At 42.1% G+C, this 21,670-nt stretch carries 17 protein-coding genes and 1 pseudogene; 15 read left to right on the top strand and 3 right to left on the bottom strand.

The window, feature by feature from the left end:
* The first annotated feature begins 86 nt into the window (after positions 1 to 86).
* The 9 genes from H0262_RS12900 to ampC all read left to right on the top strand — a co-directional run bounded on the left by H0262_RS12900 (position 87) and on the right by ampC (position 10,870).
* Complete coding sequence (locus H0262_RS12900; RefSeq protein WP_181211026.1) at positions 87 to 701, top strand: YceI family protein; 615 nt, start codon at positions 87 to 89, stop codon at positions 699 to 701.
* Positions 702 to 790: 89 nt separating this feature from the next.
* Positions 791 to 2,149, top strand: a complete 1,359-nt coding sequence (locus H0262_RS12895; RefSeq protein ID WP_181211025.1) for a cytochrome c — start codon at positions 791 to 793, stop codon at positions 2,147 to 2,149.
* An 89-nt stretch (positions 2,150 to 2,238) separates the two neighbouring features.
* Positions 2,239 to 3,855 carry a flavin monoamine oxidase family protein gene (locus H0262_RS12890; protein ID WP_181211024.1) on the top strand — a complete coding sequence of 539 codons (1,617 nt, stop codon included), beginning with the start codon at positions 2,239 to 2,241 and terminating at the stop codon, positions 3,853 to 3,855.
* Positions 3,856 to 3,904: 49 nt separating this feature from the next.
* Positions 3,905 to 4,549, top strand: coding sequence for a cytochrome c (locus H0262_RS12885; protein ID WP_181211023.1), 645 nt, complete (start codon positions 3,905 to 3,907; stop codon positions 4,547 to 4,549).
* 437 nt (positions 4,550 to 4,986) lie between these two features.
* Complete coding sequence (locus H0262_RS12880; RefSeq protein WP_020443919.1) at positions 4,987 to 5,736, top strand: MBL fold metallo-hydrolase; 750 nt, start codon at positions 4,987 to 4,989, stop codon at positions 5,734 to 5,736.
* A 152-nt stretch (positions 5,737 to 5,888) separates the two neighbouring features.
* Positions 5,889 to 6,047: a hypothetical protein gene (locus H0262_RS12875; RefSeq protein WP_181211022.1), complete on the top strand. Its 159-nt coding sequence runs from the start codon at positions 5,889 to 5,891 to the stop codon at positions 6,045 to 6,047.
* A 347-nt stretch (positions 6,048 to 6,394) separates the two neighbouring features.
* Entirely contained in the window at positions 6,395 to 9,085 is a 2,691-nt protein-coding gene (locus H0262_RS12870; protein ID WP_220432438.1) for a copper-translocating P-type ATPase, read from the top strand.
* 79 nt (positions 9,086 to 9,164) lie between these two features.
* A complete protein-coding gene (gene tatA, locus H0262_RS12865; RefSeq protein WP_181211021.1) occupies positions 9,165 to 9,449 on the top strand; it encodes a Sec-independent protein translocase subunit TatA in 285 nt (94 codons plus the stop codon).
* A 245-nt stretch (positions 9,450 to 9,694) separates the two neighbouring features.
* Positions 9,695 to 10,870 carry a class C beta-lactamase gene (gene ampC / locus H0262_RS12860; protein ID WP_181211020.1) on the top strand — a complete coding sequence of 392 codons (1,176 nt, stop codon included), beginning with the start codon at positions 9,695 to 9,697 and terminating at the stop codon, positions 10,868 to 10,870.
* 84 nt (positions 10,871 to 10,954) lie between these two features.
* On the opposite strand, the gene H0262_RS12855 is transcribed toward ampC, so the two are convergent.
* The gene (locus H0262_RS12855) at positions 10,955 to 11,821 is read right to left on the bottom strand and encodes a hypothetical protein (RefSeq protein WP_181211019.1); all 867 of its coding nucleotides are present in this window, start codon (positions 11,819 to 11,821) and stop codon (positions 10,955 to 10,957) included.
* Between the two features lie 425 nt (positions 11,822 to 12,246).
* Here H0262_RS12855 and H0262_RS12850 point away from each other — a divergent pair.
* From H0262_RS12850 to H0262_RS12840, 3 genes and pseudogenes are all read left to right on the top strand, one after another.
* Positions 12,247 to 12,390 (top strand): annotated as a pseudogene (locus H0262_RS12850) (transposase); the annotation flags it as partial.
* A 436-nt stretch (positions 12,391 to 12,826) separates the two neighbouring features.
* Positions 12,827 to 15,184: an ATP-binding protein gene (locus H0262_RS12845; protein WP_181211018.1), complete on the top strand. Its 2,358-nt coding sequence runs from the start codon at positions 12,827 to 12,829 to the stop codon at positions 15,182 to 15,184.
* A gap of 33 nt (positions 15,185 to 15,217) precedes the next feature.
* Positions 15,218 to 16,156 carry a response regulator gene (locus tag H0262_RS12840; RefSeq protein ID WP_181211017.1) on the top strand — a complete coding sequence of 313 codons (939 nt, stop codon included), beginning with the start codon at positions 15,218 to 15,220 and terminating at the stop codon, positions 16,154 to 16,156.
* A gap of 82 nt (positions 16,157 to 16,238) precedes the next feature.
* On the opposite strand, the gene H0262_RS12835 is transcribed toward H0262_RS12840, so the two are convergent.
* Complete coding sequence (locus H0262_RS12835; protein WP_149409656.1) at positions 16,239 to 16,418, bottom strand: DDE-type integrase/transposase/recombinase; 180 nt, start codon at positions 16,416 to 16,418, stop codon at positions 16,239 to 16,241.
* A gap of 172 nt (positions 16,419 to 16,590) precedes the next feature.
* On the opposite strand from H0262_RS12835, the gene H0262_RS12830 reads away from it, so the two are divergent.
* Entirely contained in the window at positions 16,591 to 16,923 is a 333-nt protein-coding gene (locus H0262_RS12830; RefSeq protein ID WP_020443904.1) for a hypothetical protein, read from the top strand.
* Positions 16,924 to 17,488: 565 nt separating this feature from the next.
* Here H0262_RS12830 and H0262_RS12825 read toward each other — a convergent pair.
* Positions 17,489 to 18,190 carry a hypothetical protein gene (locus H0262_RS12825; protein ID WP_181211016.1) on the bottom strand — a complete coding sequence of 234 codons (702 nt, stop codon included), beginning with the start codon at positions 18,188 to 18,190 and terminating at the stop codon, positions 17,489 to 17,491.
* Between the two features lie 454 nt (positions 18,191 to 18,644).
* On the opposite strand from H0262_RS12825, the gene H0262_RS12820 reads away from it, so the two are divergent.
* Positions 18,645 to 19,610: an OmpA family protein gene (locus tag H0262_RS12820; RefSeq protein WP_181211015.1), complete on the top strand. Its 966-nt coding sequence runs from the start codon at positions 18,645 to 18,647 to the stop codon at positions 19,608 to 19,610.
* A 72-nt stretch (positions 19,611 to 19,682) separates the two neighbouring features.
* Positions 19,683 to 21,670 (top strand): Ig-like domain-containing protein (locus H0262_RS12815; protein ID WP_259275473.1); only part of this gene is annotated, 1,988 nt, incomplete at its 3' end.

The raw sequence follows: 21,670 nt of genomic DNA, 5'->3' as shown, positions 1-21,670 counted from the left end.
CTTAAAAACTCCTCCAAATAAAACAATACTAGTAAACGCTTAGAAATCGTGTCATAAGTAAGATCACACAACAAAGGAATGTTGTCATGAGCCAGCTTGTATTTGACAAAGTACTATTGCATTACTCCAAGCCATTAGGGACGTTATTATTGCTAGCAGGTTGTACGGTTAGTAGCTTTGCCGCCACTTATAAAATTGAGCCTGACACCTCTAACGTACGTTTCGCTATTGACCACCTCAAAACCTCTGCCACCACTGGCGGCTTCTATAATGTGACGGGAATACTCCAGTATGATCCGAGCGCAAAAACTGGCGACATCTCTCTTATTATCCCCATAAAATCCTTAAACACAGGCAACAAAAGCTTCACTCTCAAACTGATGGGCTCTGATTTTTTTAATATGGAACAGTTTCCATTGGCTCATTTTGAATCTACCAAATGGCATTTTACCTCTGACACAGAAAACCCAAAGGTCACACAAGTGGATGGCAAGCTAACCTTAAACGGTCAGACCCATCCTATTAGCTTATTGGCGACCAAATTTAATTGCTATCTGACCGCTCTAGCTAAGAAGAATATCTGCGGAGGCAATTTTACCGCCACTATTGACCGTACTCAGTGGGATATTAAAAAATATGTCTTGTTCGGCATGACCAAGAATCTGACTTTAAATATAAAAGTTGAAGCGGCTAAACAATAACCTTTTTAGCGTCGATAAATAATAAACGTGTCATAAAGTCATGGCTAAAATGATTAAAAATGAGTTTTTGCCAGCCTAGTGAGGATAGTATGAAACCAAGTTATATGCTGTTATCAGCACTTGCACTTAGTATGGCTTCCAGCGCTGTCATGGCTGATAGTGCAAGCTTAGCTAATACGACGAGCCTATTCAATATCAGTCCCGCTATCAGCTTACCCAATGTCAGTCCTGCCAATAGTGATTTGGTTAATCGCGGTGCCTACATTGCCCGTACTGCTGATTGCATGGCGTGTCATCGCGAGGACTATAGCGGCGGCGTCGCGATTGAAACCCCTATTGGTAATATTTACTCGACCAATATCACGCCCTCCACACGTTATGGTATCGGCAACTATACTGAGACTGACTTTAAAAAAGCCCTGAAAAAAGGTCGTGCACCTGCGCATCAGCTATATCCTGCGATGCCATATCCGTCTTATCATGGTATGGCTGATGTGGATATCAGTGCATTATTTGCTTACTTTCAAACCGTACCTCCAGTAGAGGAGCCACCTGAAAATACCACTAAGCTACCATTCCCGTTAAATATACGAACATTAATGTTGGCTTGGAATGTGATTAACGTACCTTCTACCGAAAATCGTGCAGGGCTTACCCAAACCCAGCAGCGTGGTGAATATTTGGTTAATAACTTGGAACATTGCGGTACTTGTCACACACCGCGCAACCTCACGCAAGGTCTTGATAAAGACAAGTATTTATCCGGGGCACCACTTGGTAAGTGGTATGCACCCAACATCACTCCAGATAATGACAGCGGTATCGGTCGTTGGAGCGAGAGTGATATCGTCACTTATCTACGTACCGGCATGCTCGACAAACGGTCTTATGCGGGTGGACCAATGGCTGAAGCCGTCGCCCACAGTACACGCTATCTAAGCGATAGCGACTTAATTGCCATGGCTGCTTATCTAAAAGTCGTCCCTATCATTAAGACAGACGATTACGTGATACCCGTGGACACGTCACGGCTACCCAGTCCGGTTAGTCACTCTATTACCTATGATTTAATTGAGCAAAAAGACTATTTAGCGCAGGCAAAAACATCCACGAATGCTCATTCTAATAATGACCAAAACTCACCAAAAGCGCTATATCTTGCTGCCTGTGGCAGCTGTCATGGGGTCGATGGTTACGCGCAGCCCGATGCTCGTTACGCCTCTATCGTAGGACTGAGTAGTATTCGTCGCGTTAAGCCAGACGCACTGATTAACGTTATTGCTTATGGTGCAAAAGGGGCGTTAAACACCGCACCCAAAATGCCCGGCTTCTCTAAAGAATTAAGTCATGCGCAGATTGCCAGTATTACCAATTACGTGCGGGTAACTTTCGGTGGTCTACAAAGTAGTGATGTTAGTGCTGCTGACGTTAAACGCATCTTAAAGTAAGTGCTATTAATCCCACTATCGATACAGCTATAAAAATACCTAATGCAACCTGATGACATGGATGACGGTTCAATAATAAGGATAATAAAATGAATGATATGCTTCAATCGCCCACACGCCGGCAACTGCTATCAATGATCGGTAAGACCGCAGGGGCGACAGCAATGTATCAGGCGATGACTACGTTAGGGTTTGCTTCTGAATCTAGCTTTAAACAAGAGATGAATTTGAAGGGTGCGCCTGCTGGCGCTAGCATTGTGATCCTTGGCGCAGGATTGGGCGGACTCACCGCTGCTTATGAGCTACGTAAAGCCGGCTATAAAGTCACTGTTCTTGAGTTTCAAAATCGCGGTGGTGGTCGCAGTTGGACACTAAACGCAGGTGATAAATATACCGAGCTTGGTGGCGCCGAGGTGACTTGTGACTTTAAAAAAGGCAATTACTTTAATGGGGGACCATGGCGATTGCCCGTTCATCATTATGCGGTATTCCATTATTGTAAAAAATTCGGTGTGGCACTGCAGCCTTTTATCCAAACCAATGACCGCGCCTATTTGCACCGTACCACTCATTTTAATGGTGCACCGCAGCGATTGGGTGAAGTACAAAGTGACATACGTGGCTATGTCTCAGAGCTATTATCCAAAGCAGTCAATACCGGTAGCCTTGATAAGACAGTTAACAAAGAGGATAAAGAGAAGTTATTAGAAGGATTAAAAGGTTGGGGTGTCCTTGATAATAATTATCGCTATGTTAAAAGCCACGAAACCAGCAAGCATCGTGGCTATAGCGTTTATCCGGGTGGCGGTTTGATGCCTGATGCCAAACCTTCGACACCGATACCGATGGACAAGCTCTTAAATTCAGGGATGTGGTCAGATATTTATAGTAACTATACGACATATGACCATCAACCAGCGATGTTTCAGCCTGTCGGTGGTATGGGAAAAATCGGTGATGCATTCACTCGCGAATGTCGAGACATGATTACATTCAACGCTAAAGTCACTAAGATTCATCAAGATGAGACTGGCGTCACTGTCGATTATGTCGATTATGTCGATAGCATCAGTAACAATCTAGATGGCGAAACTAAAACTGTACGTGCTGACTGGTGTATCTGCAACATTCCACTATCAGTATTGACCCAGATTGGCATTAACGTCTCAGCGCCGATGAAGCAAGCGATGGCAGCGTTACCTTATGACACCTCTTATAAAGTAGGTTTAGAATTCAAACGCCGCTTTTGGGAAGAAGACGAATGGATTTACGGCGGTATCACCTATACCGATATGCCTATCTCACAGATATCCTATCCTTCACACGATATGTTTACCACAGGCTCAGGGGTGCTACTCGGCGCGTATGGATTTGGAGAAGCCTCTTATCGATTTAATACGCTGAATCCAAAAGAGCGTATTGATGCGGCACTACAGTATGGTAAGTATATTCATCCGCAATATACCAAAGAGTTCCGCTCTGGAACGTCCGTCGCTTGGCACCGTATTCCATGGTCGCTCGGTTGCTATGGCATTTGGAGCGAGTCAAGCCGTGATCAGTACTACGATACGCTATGCGCGATTGACCACCGTATCGTACTAGCAGGTGAGCACTGCTCACATATCCCAGCATGGCAAGAAGGGGCAATTTTATCTGGCATGGATGCCGCTCAGCGACTACATCAAAAGGCAAAAAAACTTGGTTAGTAGAAGTGATTATTACAGTAAATTAATCATAATAAATTCAGAGGTAATCATGGACATGATCAAACCAAACCGGCTTGCTGTGGTAATGATATTAGGTATCGGAAGCACAGTCACGCTATCAGGCTGTAGCCAATCCACTAAAGCCAACGTTGTCACTCTCGCCAGTCAGCAACAAACCACGCAAATGGTCTTTGATAATCAAGCCAGTCGCAATAATGGTGCATGGGGTGCAGTGTATATGACTAAAGAAGCGCTTAGGTCGCCAACCGTCAATATCGTCGATGTCAGCTTACTACCGAAAATGGTAGAAGATGCTAGCTTGCAAAAGTGGCTGACAAAATTCGAAGGTAGCTCTGAAGGTAAAAAGGGGTTTATTACTACCAATGGTAAAAATCTCTATAATGATTCTTGTGCTGGCTGTCATATGCAAGATGGTAAAGGTGCAGAGGGGGCAGGTTACTATCCGCCGCTTACTGATAACAGTAAGATGCAATCAAAGTATTACATCATTAGTGTTGTGATGAATGGCTTACGCGGTATGCCATCCTTTCAAAGTATGATGAATGATGAACAAATAGCAGCGGTCACTCAATATGTGCATAGTGACCTTAATAAATTTACCGATACGGTCACTGCTGCCAACGTTGCTCAGCTCCGTCATGACTTTCCACCGGGTTCTGATCCGAGTGAATAATTTTATTTTATGATATCAAATCTTTAGCCACTAACTTGGGAGAGTTTAATCAGTCAGCTCGATGATAATGAACCGTGCTGTCGATGTCATGGTCATTAAATTCATATACTGAAGATATGATGTTTAGTATTACGGAAGATTATATAAAGAGAGAAGATTATGAAAGGGCGTGTAATAACCTAAAAACCAATCTTAACACTATGGTTATTTGATACAGCAATTCATTGATGATACCGCATCACTCGCTTGCCGTCTTGACCAGCTCAAGAGCAAATATCGAAGACCCACGAGTCCAACAGCTTTGGTCTGCTAATGTCACATAAAAACCATACAGAGTAATGCTTTATGAATACACTATATTAGAACATAATATATAAAAAATAGGTGCAATAACCAGTGTGTTGGGCATCACCCCTTACCTTAGACAAGGAATAATCATGATATTTCGTCAATTGTACGAACCCCTTTCGAGCACTTATACCTATCTGTTAGGGGATGAGGATACAGGTCAAGCTATCCTGATTGATCCGGTCATCGCGACTATGGATCGTGACTTGGCTGAAATCCATAGATTGGGACTGGATTTGGTCTACACAGTTGACACGCATATCCACGCAGATCACATTACTGCAGCACTAGAGATGAAGCGTGCCGTCGGTAGCAAGATCGCAGCGCCTGCCTTTGACCGTCTACCATGTGTGGATGTCGGGCTGGAGGAAGGAACACCTTTGCAGGTTGCTGGTATTACCCTGCACCCATTGCATACGCCGGGACACACCGATGGTCATTTTGCGTATCTCTTTAATGAGCGGGTATTCACTGGCGATGCTTTACTTATCGATGGATGTGGCCGGACCGACTTCCAGAATGGCGATGCCGATGCGCTGTATAAATCTGTGCGGCAGAAACTTTTTTCTTTACCAGACGACACGCTGGTCTATCCTGCGCACGACTACAAGGAGCGCTTTGTCTCTTCAATCGCGCAGGAAAAAAAGCGCAATCCACGGCTTGGCGGGGACATATCACTCGAAGAATTCAAGGTCATCATGAGCAACCTAAATCTATCATATCCAAAATTCATTGACTATGCTGTCCCTGGCAACCAGCAGTGTGGCGTCTGCCCAGAGGATTTACCAGAAAATTTAGCCACTTACTGTCGCCAGATGATGCAGAGCCCTCAAGGATAACGTTACTGATTTTAAGAGAGTCGACATTTAACGATGATTAATTTATCGGCTCTGATCTTGAAGAGATGTAATTAATGAGCATTTGATATTCCCATGCTTAGCACGCACACTACTATTAATGCCAATACTATAATCTACGGAGAAATACTATTATGAACGGCATAATGAACGGAGAAATGATGCAGGGAACGATGATGCAAGGGATGGGCTGGGGCTGGATGATTCTCTGCCTACTGTTTGCGCTACTTCTTTTTGCTGTACTTGTGTTTATATTGATGGCAATTCTGAAATATCTGCGTAAACCCGATTAAAGCTTGTAATAAAGAGATGCGTGTATTCGTCGGGAAATGGCTTTTGAGTAGCAATCTCGTAGAGTCTGAATCTATATTTAGATAAAACTATCCAATAGAGAGTTATTGCTCTTTGACGTTAGGTTTAAATATATTATTGGATGGCTGAGACCTTCGCTATATACCTTTCTTCAGTAGCCTAACAGTAGCCCAATTTTAAGTGCTATTGGTACATATTACCTTTTCTCTAGCATCCGTCTCTAACATCAAAATTAAGATTTTATCAAATAGTAATCATGATAACGGGCATCTCTTAACCATTGAGTTAGAGCGCAATCCTTACTCAATATAAGTGAAGGAGTTATCTGATGAACCCTAATAATAGCGATAAAAATAATGGCCTTAGTGGCCAAGATTCAAAGAATGCTAATCAAACCCATACTACCTTCAAAGAGTATAACCAAGTGCCAGCTGATTATAATGGCACCGTTTATACTTGTCCGATGCATCCAGAGGTGAAAGACGTTACAGATAGTGGCTGCCCAATATGCAACATGTCTCTTAAACCTGAAGACAGTATTGCCGAAGATAATGTTGCCGAGATAGCAGCAATGAAAGATGACCATACCAACTGCCACAGCGCGTCGAATACTGATACTCATCCTACTAAAGATAGTAAGTACGACAAAGTACCAGAGAACTATAGCGGTACGGTCTATATTTGCCCGATGCATCCAGAGGTGAAAGACGTTACAGATAGCGACTGCCCAATATGCGGTATGTCCCTTAAACCTGAAGACAGTATTGCCGAAGATAATGTTGCCGAGATGGCAGCAATGAATTATGACCATACCAACTGCCACAGCGCGTCGAATACCGATACCCATCCTATTAAAGATAGTAAGTACGATAAAGTACCGGAAAATTATAGCGGTACGGTCTATATTTGTCCCATGCATCCAGAAGTCAGAGATGTGAAGAATAGCGGCTGTCCAATATGCGGAATGGCACTTGAACCAGAGACGGCTACTATTGGTGAGGAGGACACCTCAGAGCTCGACGATATGACACGCCGTTTTTGGATATGCACGGTGCTTACCATACCGCTATTTCTGTATGCTATGAGTGACATGGTAGGTCTAAGCTTAGACAACCTTGGTCAAGGTAATATCTCTGGACAGATCGCTCAGTGGATTCAGCTAGCGCTTGCAACACCTGTCGTGTTATGGGGAGGCGCACCGTTCTTTGTCCGTGGCTGGCAATCAATAAAAAGTCGAAACCTAAACATGTTTACTCTGATTGCCGTTGGTGTAGGCGCAGCTTTTGGTTTCAGTCTGGTAGCAACCTTCCTTCCGGATGTTTTTCCAGACAGCTTCAGGGACGCCACTGGCCAAGTAGGGGTGTACTACGAAGCGGCAGCGGTCATTGTGACCTTGGTGCTATTGGGTCAAGTGTTAGAGCTCAAAGCCAGAAGTCAGACCTCAGGAGCGATCCGTGCGTTACTCGAGCTGGCACCACCAACGGCAAGACGTGTGGATGAGAACGATGTCGAGACCGAAGTATCACTTGACGAAGTGATCAGCGGCGACAGATTGCGAGTCAAGCCAGGAGAGAAGCTTCCTGTAGACGGTACGGTACTTGATGGTAGTAGTAGCATTGATGAATCAATGGTGACTGGCGAACCAATCCCAGTCTTAAAGGCACAAGGAGATACAGTCACCGGTGGTACAGTCAACGGTACTGGGACACTACTGATCAAAGCGGTCGATGTTGGTGATGATACTGTATTATCTAAGATCGTCAAGATGGTTGCTGAAGCCCAGCGCAGTCGCGCACCAATACAGAAACTAGTTGATAAGGTAGCAGGGTGGTTTGTGCCGATAGTACTTATTTGCTCCGTCATTACCTTTATTGTCTGGGCTATGTTCGGACCTGCGCCTGCAATGGCTTTTGCGCTGGTCAATGCTATCGCTGTATTAATCATCGCCTGCCCTTGTGCGTTAGGGCTCGCCACACCGATGTCAATCATGGTGGGCACGGGTAAGGGTGCGCAAAATGGGGTGCTTATCAAGAATGCTGAAGCATTAGAGAGCATGGAAAAAGTCGACACCATCGTTGTCGACAAAACGGGCACATTGACAGCAGGCAAACCAGAGCTCACGGCTATCGAAGCGCTTGGCGGCTTAAATGAAGATGAACTTCTTGTGCTCGTCGCCGCCGTAGAGAGTGCGAGCGAACATCCTCTGGCAGAAGCTATTGTCAATGCAGCAAAGACAAAATCTCTCGATATGGTTAAGGCAAGCGATTTTAGTTCAACTACCGGTGAAGGCGCGCAGGCGCTGGTCAATGGCAAGCAAGTCGCCGTAGGCAACTCAAAATTCATGCAACGCCTTAATAGTTTTGATAGTACGCTTTCAGAACGCGCCGACAAGCGCAGGAAGGACGGTGAAACTGTTATGTTCATTGCAGTAGATGGGCAAGCTGCTGGTTTAATCTCAGTGGCTGATCCGATCAAGCCGAGTACCAGTGAGGCAATATCGCTGTTGCACAAAGCTGGACTGCGGGTAGTTATGCTGACAGGTGATAATGAGATAACGGCTAGAGCGGTTGCTAGTAAGTTAAAGATTGATGAGGTACATGCTGACGTTTCTCCAGAAGACAAAAACCGTATCATCAAAGAGTTGCAAAGTAGTGGCAAGGTTGTGGCTATGGCGGGTGACGGTATTAACGATGCTCCCGCTCTTGCCCAAGCAGATGTCGGCATCGCCATGGGCACAGGAACAGATGTGGCCATGGAGAGTGCTGGGATCACGTTAGTGAAAGGTGATCTGATGGGAATCGTAAGAGCCCATAAACTGAGCCATTCTACGATGCGCAATATCAGACAGAATCTGTTTTTTGCCTTTATCTACAACGCCCTTGGTGTGCCGATTGCGGCAGGTGTGCTGTATCCGTTCTTCGGACTTTTACTCAGTCCAATGATAGCAGCGGCGGCTATGAGTCTCTCGTCAGTATCTGTTATTGGTAACGCGCTGCGATTGCGCCGTTTGAAGTTGTAATTCTGGTACGGTGAAGAGGGTTTTAAAGCATACATACACATACTGGTCTTATCAAGGCCTAAGATATAAGGATACCGTTATGGGCAGTTTTTCTATTACACATTGGCTGATTTTATTGGTTGTGGTTGTTGTCGTATTTGGCACTGCTAAGCTTAAAAATGCTGGCAAGGATTTAGGCGGTGCGGTAAAGGGTTTTAAAGAAGCAGTCAAAGATGAAGAAGCCCAGCATGCTCGCAAGAATCGTGTGCTTAGCCATGAAAATAGTACGCCCGCTGCAAGTAATGATTTAAATACGCAGGTAGGTACTCAGGCTGAAGATATAAAGATTAGCCCTGTTACCGCTGATCATCAGCACAAAGTATGAAGCGCGCCTTTTGTTCCAGTAATAAATATTATGAAAAATGGCTTTAGATAGAAGAAGCCAGTTTTCAATGATCCCTTTGAGGTACATTCTAAAAGATCTATTCCATGATACTAAATCGCTAAGATTGTCGGGGATTCAGCATTCTGAGATAATGTAAAACGGCATACCCGAACTGAAAGCAAAGCGCTATTTGCATGCTCACTAAATTATCAGTACATCTATCAGAATAAATGAGAAACCCTATAATGAAACAACCCTTTCAAACCTTTTTAAATCAAGTGGGATTTACCGCTTTAGTGACAGCATCATTACTATCTGGAACCGTACAAGCAGCGGATAACAATGACCATCTAAAGAGCGCTGTTGATCAACAAGCCAAATTACTAATGAATGAACATGATATTTCAGGGATGGCTTTTGGCATTATTATTGATGGTAAATCACACTTCTATCATTATGGTTTGGCTGATAAGAAAGCCAAAATACCTGTCTCAGAAAACACTATTTTTGAGCTAGGCTCAATCAGTAAAACGTTTGCTGCTACCTTAGCCAGTTATTCAGAATTAAATGGCACACTTAAATTAGAAGATACAGCTGATAAATATATTCCCTACCTAAAAAACAGCTCCATTGGCAACACCAAGCTTATAAACCTAGCCACCTATTCCGCTGGTGGTCTACCGGTACAAGTACCTGATAACGTTGAAAATAATAAACAGTTGCTCCGTTATTATAAATCTTGGCAGCCTGTATTCCCTATCAACTCAAAGCGTCTGTATTCCAACGCCAGTATCGGTCTGTTTGGTTATATATCGGCATTGAGCATGGATGCTGATTACACACAATTGATGGAAGAAAAAATACTGCCGTCACTCAATATGCCCAATACCTTTATCAATGTGCCTAGTGACAAGATGGCTGATTATGCGTTTGGTTATAACGCTGCTGGCGATGCTATCCGAGTCAATCCTGGCATGTTAGACGCTGAAGCCTATGGCATTAAATCCACCATTAAAGATATGACGCATTTTATGGCTGCTAATATGAGTCTTGTGCCGCTGGATAAAGATATTCAGCAAGCGTTATACAATAATAGAAAGGGTTACTATCAGGCGAGTACTTTTACACAAGGGTTAGGATGGGAGATGTACTCTTATCCTACTCAGCTAGATACCTTGCTTGAAGGCAACTCGATGGACGTGGTACTAAAGCCTCAAGCCATTACAACAGATAATCATCCAACGGCTGTTTTAAATAACGTCTGGGTAAATAAGACAGGTGCTACTAATGGGTTTGGTGGCTATATCGCTTATATTCCTGCCGAAAGATCAGGCATTGTCATTTTGGCAAATAAAAACTATCCAAATGCAGATAGGGTTAAAGCAGCCTATACGATTTTAGAGAGTGCGATGACTCGTTAATTAATCTTGAGTCACAAAGCAACCTTATAGAAAATAGCCTTTCATTAAAAACCCAGCTAGATGCTGGGTTTTTATGTTCAACTTTTAAGAGCAGCCTTCCACCAAATAAATCGCTTCTGGTATACCAATATCGATGCTTTCTACTTCACCTTTTAATAGGCTTTTATTGTCTGCTGTCCACTCAGTCGCCTTAATCTGATAATCATTAAGCTTTTGACCGCCCTTGATATGATATTCAATTTGTAGAGGCAGCTTGTCCTGTTTATTATTAAGCTCAATATTTTCGTCTTTCAATGATTCTCCGAGTGGACCTTCTTTTATTACCTTGAAATTAACATTAGCAATCAGGCTATAGTAGTCACCATCAACCGCATATTTATCGACCTCGTAGCTAAGCTCGTCATTATGTGCTTTCATAACCGCTGTGGCTGAATCACCAACGTTGATGTCTTTATAAAACGGGATGCTTGGATTCTGAATACTAATCAGAGCAACCTTGTTGTCTATGATTTGATATAGCACAGAAGCACGTTCACCGTACTCTTCATCGATATAGCTCAATTTTGGATTATTGACGTAATAGCACTGTTCGTTATCGCTCTTTGCTTTGGTCATTCCTAGGCTACTTAGCAGCTTAGGGGTAATAACCTGACCGAAGCTTAACTTCTGATACCCTAACGGGCTGACGATTTGCGCATCAGCTATATCTGCTGCGTCGTTAGTTTGTGTTTTATCCATAACACTCGTATCTGTAAGCGCTGGATTGACAGACATCTCATCATTCTTAGCCATGTCTTTATCTACAGTATTCGTTTGCGCAGTGCCGTCATTATTCGAAGATGAGGGCTGTGAGTCACAGCCTATCATCAGTTGGACAGTACCGATTAGTAAAGTAGAAATCACTGCCGTCTTAATTATTGGCAATGATGATTTTGAATGAAAAGTTAACATGGCTTAATTCCCGAATTCGAGTCATTGATATTAATATATACCTTAATGAACCTTGTATAAACTGTCTTTTTTATGCTCGATTTCATTGATGCTAAAGTTTGATTGATACGTACACAGCGCACCGATCACGAATAGTATATGTATGGCATGTATATCACGAAATACACCGTAGCTATTTCAGAGAACAAAAATATTGATACCATTAGCCTACAGCTAAACATTTGAGTCCTCACTAGGGTGCCGAAATCACTGAATAATGTAATACTTGTTGAGGTGCTTTAATTGGGTTCAATTCTCTATATGGGAATCGAACTTCTAGTGTTGGATATAAATTTAATGGCTATGAGGTCGATAGCATGGGTCATCATCATTAAGCTTTATTATTAAAATTTCCTAAGTTAGTTTCTATAGTATTGTCAGCATAGGTCAATAACGCAAGCTTTCATAAACGCGTGCAAAAGCTAATTAATAGGCACGGCGATCGCCTGTTATTTTTACCACCATATAGCCCTGATCTAAATCCTATCGAGAAGAAGTGGGCACAAGCTAAATTTCTACGCCAAGGATAGATGGAGAAGAATCTACCTAAACTATTTCATGATATGGGCTGTATCGATTTTATATTAAACTGACTATAGTCACTTCTCTTCTCTTCTCTATGGTCCAATTTGAGTGGGCTTTCCCATAATAAGCACTGTCTCTTTAGCTATAATTTTTTCCTTATCTAAGGCAATAATAGTATTGCCAAGCCTGATGTAGGCTCGCAATAAGAGGAATGTCGTTTATGCTAAAAAAGTCGCAAAAATAAATAATGAAGAGATCATATAGCTGCTGCGCATAGACAGACAATAGCTACCATACGGTAAAACACGATTATTGTCATCGTATTGTCATAACGGCATCGTATTCTTGAGCTCACTATAAATAGCGGTTGCGTATCACTCATATCTTTAGTCATTCACTGATTTGTTGATAACAGTTAGCGCATAGATATCAGGTGTGTTTATGAAGGTTGTTGATCGGTTTGGTAGTATCTCCACCCGTATACTGATTATTTTAACATTGGCTTTTTTACTCATTATTTTGCTGGTGTACTGGGTCATCGAAACCCAAGCTAAGCCGCGCATACTGGAGATGACCTCAGAGACAGTGGTTGAAACAGGTAATGAAGCCATCAATAGCATCATGGCGAGTATCAATCATGTCGACGGATTGGCCAAAGCCACCAGTACGATGGCGGGCGGGTTACCAAAACAAGACATCCTTTATAAAGAAACCTTTGGTAATCTCATGCAACAAATGGATCAACGCATTGTAGGCGGTGGCGTATGGTTTGATCCAAATATGTACGCTGAGGGTAGAGAGCGGCAGTCATTTGTGTGGGCGCGCGATAGCTCAGGCAATATGCAGCCATTAGCGCGCTATAATCAAGCGCGCCAAACCCCTAATCCCTATTATCGTGATTGGTGGTACATTCCTGCAATGTACGCGCGTCATGACCACTGTGTTTGGAGTCGTGCCTATGTCGATCCGATGAGTAATCAGCCGATGATGACGTGTGCCAAGGCTTTATACGACAGTCGCAATCAGGCTTTTGATGGAGTGGTAAGTTTCAATCTGCTATTAGACAACCTCGGCGAGGCGATGAAAAAGTGGCAAGATAAGCTCGGTGGTTATGTCTTTTTAGTAGACTTGGATAATCGGTTTTTGACCTTTCCCGATCAGTCGATGGCCATGCACGCAACTAAAGATAGCGGTCAGGGCGAGGTCGTAACGGCACGGCAGTTAGCTGAGAGCAACCCTAGCTTTGCCCCTATTGCGGACAGTCTAGATAGTATTAATCAGACACTGATAGATGAGGCAGTAACTAAAGATGAAAGCCGCTATACGCTCGCTGCTCGTAGTATTCTAAGTACGACCAATCTGAATAAAATCAGCGAGCAAGAGTCCAAATTACTCTCAGCATTATTGCTGTTAAATATCGATCAAACGTTTAATTTGGTAGATAGTCATTTGGTCGATACCATCGCTGTGCCCAATGATTTTGTGTTGCAGCAGCCCGCCACCGCCTTCGTGTTTCGCATGCCGTTTACGTATTGGAAGATGGTCATCGTCAAGCCTAATAATGACATGATGATAGTGGCAAATGCGCTGTCCAATAAACTCATTCAAGCCATGCTGCTGGGTTTCATTCCTATCTTGTTGTTGACCGCATGGGTGTTTCGTCGCTACTTTACGCGGCCGCTAAAGCACATGGCACAGTCAGTGGCTGATATGGGAGTGTTGATTGAGCAAAAAAAATATCAACAATTAAGCGCGCATAAACTCCCTCATTCAAATGTCAGCGAGATTCAAATTATTAGTGAGCAGACCAATCAGCTGATTGATCGCGTCGTCGAGAATGAAGGCGCACTTGCTGAAATCAATGTTCATCTAGAAAAACAAGTCGCCGCCCGCACGCAAGACTTACAGCAAGCCATGGATGAGTTAAAAGCCTCACAAGTGCATTTGGTGCGCTCCGAAAAAATGGCTACGCTTGGCCAAATGGTGGCAGGTGTGGCGCATGAGGTCAACACGCCGTTAGGCTACGTGCGAAGTAACATGGAATTGGTTGGCGATAATCTCAAGCGTTTTGATGAGTTGCTACAACATACTGATCAATTATTGCAGGTCTTAAAAGCGCCAACTATCAATCAAGAACAAGTCGAGCAACTGATAGAGCAAACCTTACAATGCTGCGAGGAAATTAAAGAAGATGAGGTCAGTGAGGATTTGGCCGATTTGATTAAAGATGGACTTTATGGCGTTGATCAGATTGCCGAGCTGGTCGTCAGCTTGCGCGACTTTTCTCGAATTGATGAATCTAAGGTAAAGGATGTTGATATTAATGATTGCATCAATACCTCATTGATTATGGCGCGCAATAATTTAAAAACTCTAGACGTCAAAACCAATCTAGTCGAGCTGCCACCGATTCAATGCAATCCTTCACAAATCAACCAAGTATTATTGAACCTATTTAATAATGCCGCCCAAGCTATACCGATTGATTATAAAGGGACATTGCAAGTCAGCTCGTCTATCGATAAGGCGCAGCAGCACATTATCGTGAGTGTCAAAGACAATGGTGTCGGTATCCAAGAAAATACGCTGGCGAAGATTTTTGAGCCGTTTTTTACTACCAAAAAAGCAGGCGATGGCACAGGGCTAGGGTTGGCCATTACGGCACAAATCATCGAGCAACATGGTGGATATATCGAGGTTAGTTCAATCGTTGGCGCGGGCACGACCTTTACCATCAACCTGCCGATACAGTCTAGCGCTCATGAACCTAAACCTTCACAAGCCTTATTTGAAAGTTAAGAGACTTCCCATCACTTATTTAAAGAGAGCGTCATGCAAAAACCAAAAATCGCTTTTATCGATGACGAGCCGCGTATCCTGCGCAGCTTAAAAATGCATTTTCGCCAGTCACATGACGTATTTATTACTACCGATGCTACTGAGCTGATGGAGTATGTCAGCCAGAATGAGGTGCAGGTGGTCATCAGCGACCAACGCATGCCAGATAAGCAAGGTACGGAAGTATTGAGTGACATCAAAGCGGCTTCGCCAAATACTATTCGTATCTTGCTAACCGGTTATGCGGATCTAAATGCCGTGATGGATTCTGTGAATGAGGGCGAAATTTATCGCTATATCACTAAGCCATGGCAAAATGATGAACTTAAAAAAATCGTTAATAAAGCCACAGAAATTGCTCAGAAAACCCAAGAAATCACGCAAAATTCTATGGAAAAGAATGCGACTCAAAACCATGCTGATAGTGGCACTGTTAGCAATCGCAATATACTGGTATTAGATGACGACGAGAGCGTCTATCAGCAAATAAAAAGTCATGTTAAGAGCGCTTATAGTGTGAGCTGGGCTAGTAACCTTGAACAGGCAGCAAAGTTATTACAAAAAAAACGCTTTGGCGTCACTATTACGGATTCGACACTCAATAAAGAAAATATTACCCCCATTGTTTATGCCTTAAAAAACATCCAGCCAGATTTGATGGTTCTGATGCTGACTGAATTCAAAGACGCCCATATGGTCATTGATTTAATTAATAAAGGTCAAGTATATCGCTGTCTACCACGGCCGACCAACTTCTCTATCATGAGTATCAGTCTTGATCGCGCTTTTGATCATCACGAAAGATTGGTAGAACAACCGATACTGGCGGCTCGCCATCATGTCGAAGAAGTGACAGAATCGGAGGCTTTGAATTTTTCTGAAAGACTTAAGGGTTTCTTTGCTAAGTTCAGAGGTTGGCGCATTATTAGATAGAATATAGCCTCAGATATAATCAATAATGGCACTCCTAGCTTCAGCGAATGTCTGACTGGTGTGATATGCCATTTGTAGCGTCTTAGCGGTCAGCACACTGTCTGTCAGGGGAGTCTGAGACTGAGATGGTAAAGCCCACCATATGCTGGGCATATAAATCTAAAACAACGGCTAGATAGCACCAGCCGCTTTTAATACGAATATAAGTCACGTCGCCCGTCCAAATTTGGTTGAGCGTAGTTGGGCTAAAATTACGGTTCAATAGGTTCTCATGGGCTTTATACGCGTTCCTGTTGAGTGTCCAGCAATACCGGGACGGTTCAGTTGAAAGCTGTAATTAATTACAATAATTGTGATGATGTCATTAGTTTGTCACATCAGAAATCTAGTATAGCGAGTTATAAATTCTTAAGTACAAGACAGCGGGAAAGATAATGTTCGCCACAAAAAAGCAAAGTGATATACAAGTTAGTCAGCAAAGTTTTGACGCCATTATGATGTTAGCAATCACTACGGTCTCAGATGATATTGGTAGTGCACCTACCGCTGATACGCCCTTGTTTGATGAGGCGCATGAAGCTTATTGTGCCCAGCTTTTGCAGAGTATCATTGGGTGGCAAGAAGAGAACAATCAAGACCGATTAGTTGATGCCAATGCTACCCAAAGTTACGATTATGCTAAGCGTGAGGCATTAATAAAAGTTGCAGAGACGAAGCTCTACAACGCACTGCATAAGGATGATTGTATTAATAAGGAGATGATGTAGTGGTATGTTAACCAAGTTAATAAACTATAAAAAATAAAGCAAGGAAGAGCGTGTTTGTCTAGGTGTTATGATATGACTTAAACCACGCCGCACTGTAGTGTTATATTTTCTATACTGTATGAGTTTCACTAAGTATAGCTAAGCAAGTCCTAAACGAAAGATACCTCTCTGGTTCTTTCGTTTTTTTTATGTTGCGGCGATAATGATATAGTAAGCTCAGTATAAAAATGATACAGCGGGACTAGAATGAATTTTTTGCAGCCTCTGTCTGCGCAGGCACAGTAAGCTAGAAAAATTTATATTAGTGCTGCCTCAAAACATGATGTATCGGTTTTATATGGATTAGACTATAGAGCAAACTGATGAAACGCTCTAGTTCCTATAAGATTAGCAGCTTGGATCAGTCATAAATTTCTAGCTTTCTTAGTCACGATAAGCTTCTGTTAATACACTTAGTTTACCAAGTTTGGTTCTACATTTTTCTTAGCATAGCTCAATTTCTACATTTTAAATTATTAATTTCGATATATCTTTAGTGAAAAAATTCTTATAAAAATATGAATTTTTATTCAGCATTACCAATAGCTAAATCATTACTTTCAATATTATGAATATATTTATTCTGTTGTTGTATTTTATCTATTTTTTGTTGATTGCGTTTTTTTACTTCATTAATAGCATCGCTAAGTTGATCGTTAGTTTCTTCTATTTCAGATTTTATGAGATCATAATTGCTATCTATTTTAGGTTTTGAACTTTGTATAGGTGTATCTATATTAAGCAAACCTAAATCATCTTTAATATCAGCTAAATCTTCATTAGAAAAAATGCTAGGTTCTACATCAATACTTCTCTCATTTTCTAATATCTTGTTATTTTCTTGTAAGTTTTTATTACTTATTGTTTCCATTTCCAAGGGATAAGTAGGGGTAATATTAACGACCTTTAAAGATTTACTAGGCATTTTCTCCTTAGCTTTACTGATTGATTCTTGGCTCATATCTAAATTCTTCTCTTGAACGTTGTCAATTTCATAGTCTTTTTCTGCAGTATTAAGCGTTGTTACCTGAGCTTGAGTCATAGTCGATAGATAATCTTTTTCTATATTAGTACGCATAGTAGTATCTTCAATAAATTCCTGACTATTAGCTATATTGTCTGTACGATTTTCATACGAATTTATATAGAAAAGAAAGAAGACACCTAGGTGCAGAAGTATTGCAAATACTAATGCTGTTGACCATTTTTTAAAGAATTGAGACATCATAAAAAATCCTTTTTTTCTAATCTTAGAATGTGGCAGCCATGTATCTGTTTATCAAAATATTGATAAGATTTTCTAATAGTATAAATTTCTATTGAAAGTTTTATTAATCAAATATACAAAATAAAATATGAAATTCTCAGTTAGTAATGACTCCATATTGTACGATTGTTTTTATGTTTTTTAGAAAAATATTACTCGGTTTAATCTTCGTGATATGAAGACAGGTTTTATTATATATTCAGGGTGAGAGTGTATATTTTAGTAAAATCACTCGATTGCATTATAAATATGGGTAGATATAATAAAGTGAACACCACAGTAAAAATTAGCTATTGCTTTTTTTAAGAGGCATAATTTTTTAGGAAAACCCAGCTCAATTTTAATGAAATATCAAATATCTATAATAATATTGATATTTATATACTGGATTTTCCATTGACAGGAATAAGATGCTATGGACAGCAGAACTGTATTGTTATCAACCGCGATTTTTTCAGCAATTGGTTTAGTAGGTTGCCAGACTATAAAAACCGATTACATGTTATCTACCTCTAATAATAGCCATGAAGTTAAAGACGTTACTTGGGGAAAAACTGGCGAGCTATTTCATGTGCCTACTGATAATAATTTAGCAGCTAATGAAAGCAGAGTTGTCTTTTTCCGCGACTCGAATGATAACGAGCAGTTACATAATATCAAAATAGGAATGGGATCTGATAACACCTTCCATGTGAGTCTTCAAAACGGATATTATTCAGATGCCGTTATCTGTAGCGGCGACCAAATCATTACTATAGGAAAACTAAATCAGGAAAGTGGTCAAGTTATTTCTCATTCTAGAAATTATCAATTTATTCCTCAAACAACAACTTATTTGCAAGTTTTCTTGTCAGCAGCAGGTAGTCCTGTTATTCAGCAGATACCAGCTGATGAAGCATTGGTGTTATTACATCAAACGACGCGTCAAACTCATCAGATCAGTCGGGTTTTAGCGGGCTGCAATGTTTCAACATCCTTTCCAATTTTAGCTTCACCCCAAAACCCAATAGTGATCCCTGCGGTAGATAAAACGGAAATTAAAACCCCCGCGCAGTTTAATGTGCTGTTTGACTTCAATAGTACAGGTGTTAAAAGCAATCACTCTGCAGTGTTAAGGAGCATGGCTAATTTTATTCAAGCTTATCCACAGATGTCAGTTACGTTAGAAGGTCATACGGACAATAAAGGTTCTGAAAGCTATAACTTAAAGCTTTCGGAGTCCCGTGCAAATATGGTTAAAGATATTTTAGTAGACCAGTACGATGTTGAAGCTATGCGTTTAAGCACAGTAGGGTATGGGGAAACTATGCCAGTGGATACCAATGATACTGAAAAGGGTCGTCAAAACAACCGCCGAGTTGTTGCTATCGTTAGTCAATGAAATAACTAAACGAACTCATACTTCTATATGGATAAGTCTCTCATTTAGAACCAGTTAATTAAGGATGATTTTATGAGCACTATAACTGTCAAAGTCAACGCCCAAACTGAAACTATTACTGAACATAAGGTTGTGACACAAAATGGTAAACCTACAATAATAAAAGCCGTTGATAAAGTGAACTACGAGCTACTTGATGAGTCTACGGGCCGCGCTCCGAACCATATTGTTACCAAACGTATAGATAAAGCACTGCATATCTCTTTTGAAGACAATAATGAAAATCCTGATCTTATTATTGAAGGGTTCTATGATGATATCGATAGTGCTCTTATCGGTGTTGCTGAAGATGGCAGTTATTATTATTACATTCCTGATTCCGGTGAAGTTGGCGACTACGTCACTGAGCTACAAGCAGGTGAAATGCAGGGTCAAGCGCTAGGCGGCAATCCACAGGTCGCGCCTTGGTGGGTAGGTGCTACAGAGACTGAAGGTTTTAATGCGTTACCATGGTTGGTGGGTCTTGCAGGTGTAGGGCTATTAGGCGCTGCTCTAGGTGGTAGCAACAATGATAGTAACAATACCAATAAACCACCAGTTGATACCACGGCTCCGGATGCACCGACTGACTTGGTGGTCAGTGAAGACGGTACCAAGGTAACTGGTAAAGGTGAACCTGATACTAAAGTTGAAATCACAAATCCAAATGGTGATGTGATTGGTGAAGGTGTGGTTGATGCAGACGGTGAGTTTGAAGTCGACTTGGTTCCGCCACAAGTTGACGGTGAAAAGATAGAAGCTACTTTAACGGATAAAGCGGGTAATACCTCTGATTCTGAAAGTGCAACAGCGCCTGACTTAACTGCACCTGACGCTCCGACCGCTGAGATAAACCCTGAAGGCACACTAATCACAGGTACTACTGAGCCTGGTGCTATCGTTAAGGTAGATACTGATGGTGATGGCGTCCCCGAGTACACTGTTACCGCTGATAATGATGGTAACTATACGGTTGATACCAGTGGCACGCCATTGGTTAATGGTGAGACCATTACCGTAACGGCAACCGATAAAGCGGGGAATAAATCTGATCCTACTAAGATTTTAGCTACAGACACCACAGACACCACAGACCCGACAGCACCAGAGATTAATACACCTATTGCCAGTGATGATGTGGTTAATAGTGAAGAAGCTATAGAAGGATTTAATGTAACGGGTACTGGCACTGCTGGTGACACCATTACTTTAACCAACGAAGCGGGCGCTGTGATAGGCGTCACTCAGGTGAATGCGAATGGCAGTTGGATAATTCCTGTTAATACAGATAATGTTGCTGCAATGGATCAGGGTTCAGAAATATTAACGGCAACCGCATCTGATCCTGCAGGTAACACAGCATCTACCAGCACAACTATTAATATTGATACTGTAGTACCTGACGCTCCGACCGCTGAGATAAACCCTGAAGGCACACTAATCACAGGTACTACTGAGCCTGGTGCTATCGTTAAGGTAGATACTGATGGTGATGGCGTCCCCGAGTACACTGTTACCGCTGATAATGATGGTAACTATACGGTTGATACCAGTGGCACGCCATTGGTTGATGGTGAGACCATCACTGTAACGGCAACTGATGCTGCAGGTAACAAGTCTAACCCTGCTGACATTGTAGCAGAAGACAGCACAGCGCCTGGTGGCCAAGAAGGCGCCACTCAAGTTGCCCCCATCATTGCCATTCCAGAAGCTGAAAATGGCGTGAATGCAACAGAATTTGCTGATGGCATTCAAACCCAAGTGACCTTACCGACGGGCACCTTAATGGGTGACACCATCACTATCACGGTAACCCCAACGGGCGGCGGCGCTCCAATAAAAATCACTCATACCATTACTGACTCTGAGATCGAAGCTGGCGTCTCAGCGGTCACCATACCTAATGCAACCAACGGCATTACTGTAGATGGTGATTACAGTATTGTGGCCACCGTAACAGACAAAGCAGGCAATAGTAGTGCACCAAGTACGGTAGTGAATATTACGGTTGATACCACAGC

The sequence above is a fragment of the Psychrobacter sp. D2 genome, assembly GCF_013608135.1.
In the GTDB taxonomy this organism is placed as follows: Bacteria; Pseudomonadota; Gammaproteobacteria; order Pseudomonadales; family Moraxellaceae; genus Psychrobacter; species Psychrobacter cryohalolentis.
The sequence above is the reverse complement of the archived record's forward strand: the minus strand, read 5'-3'. Positions and strand labels throughout refer to the sequence as shown.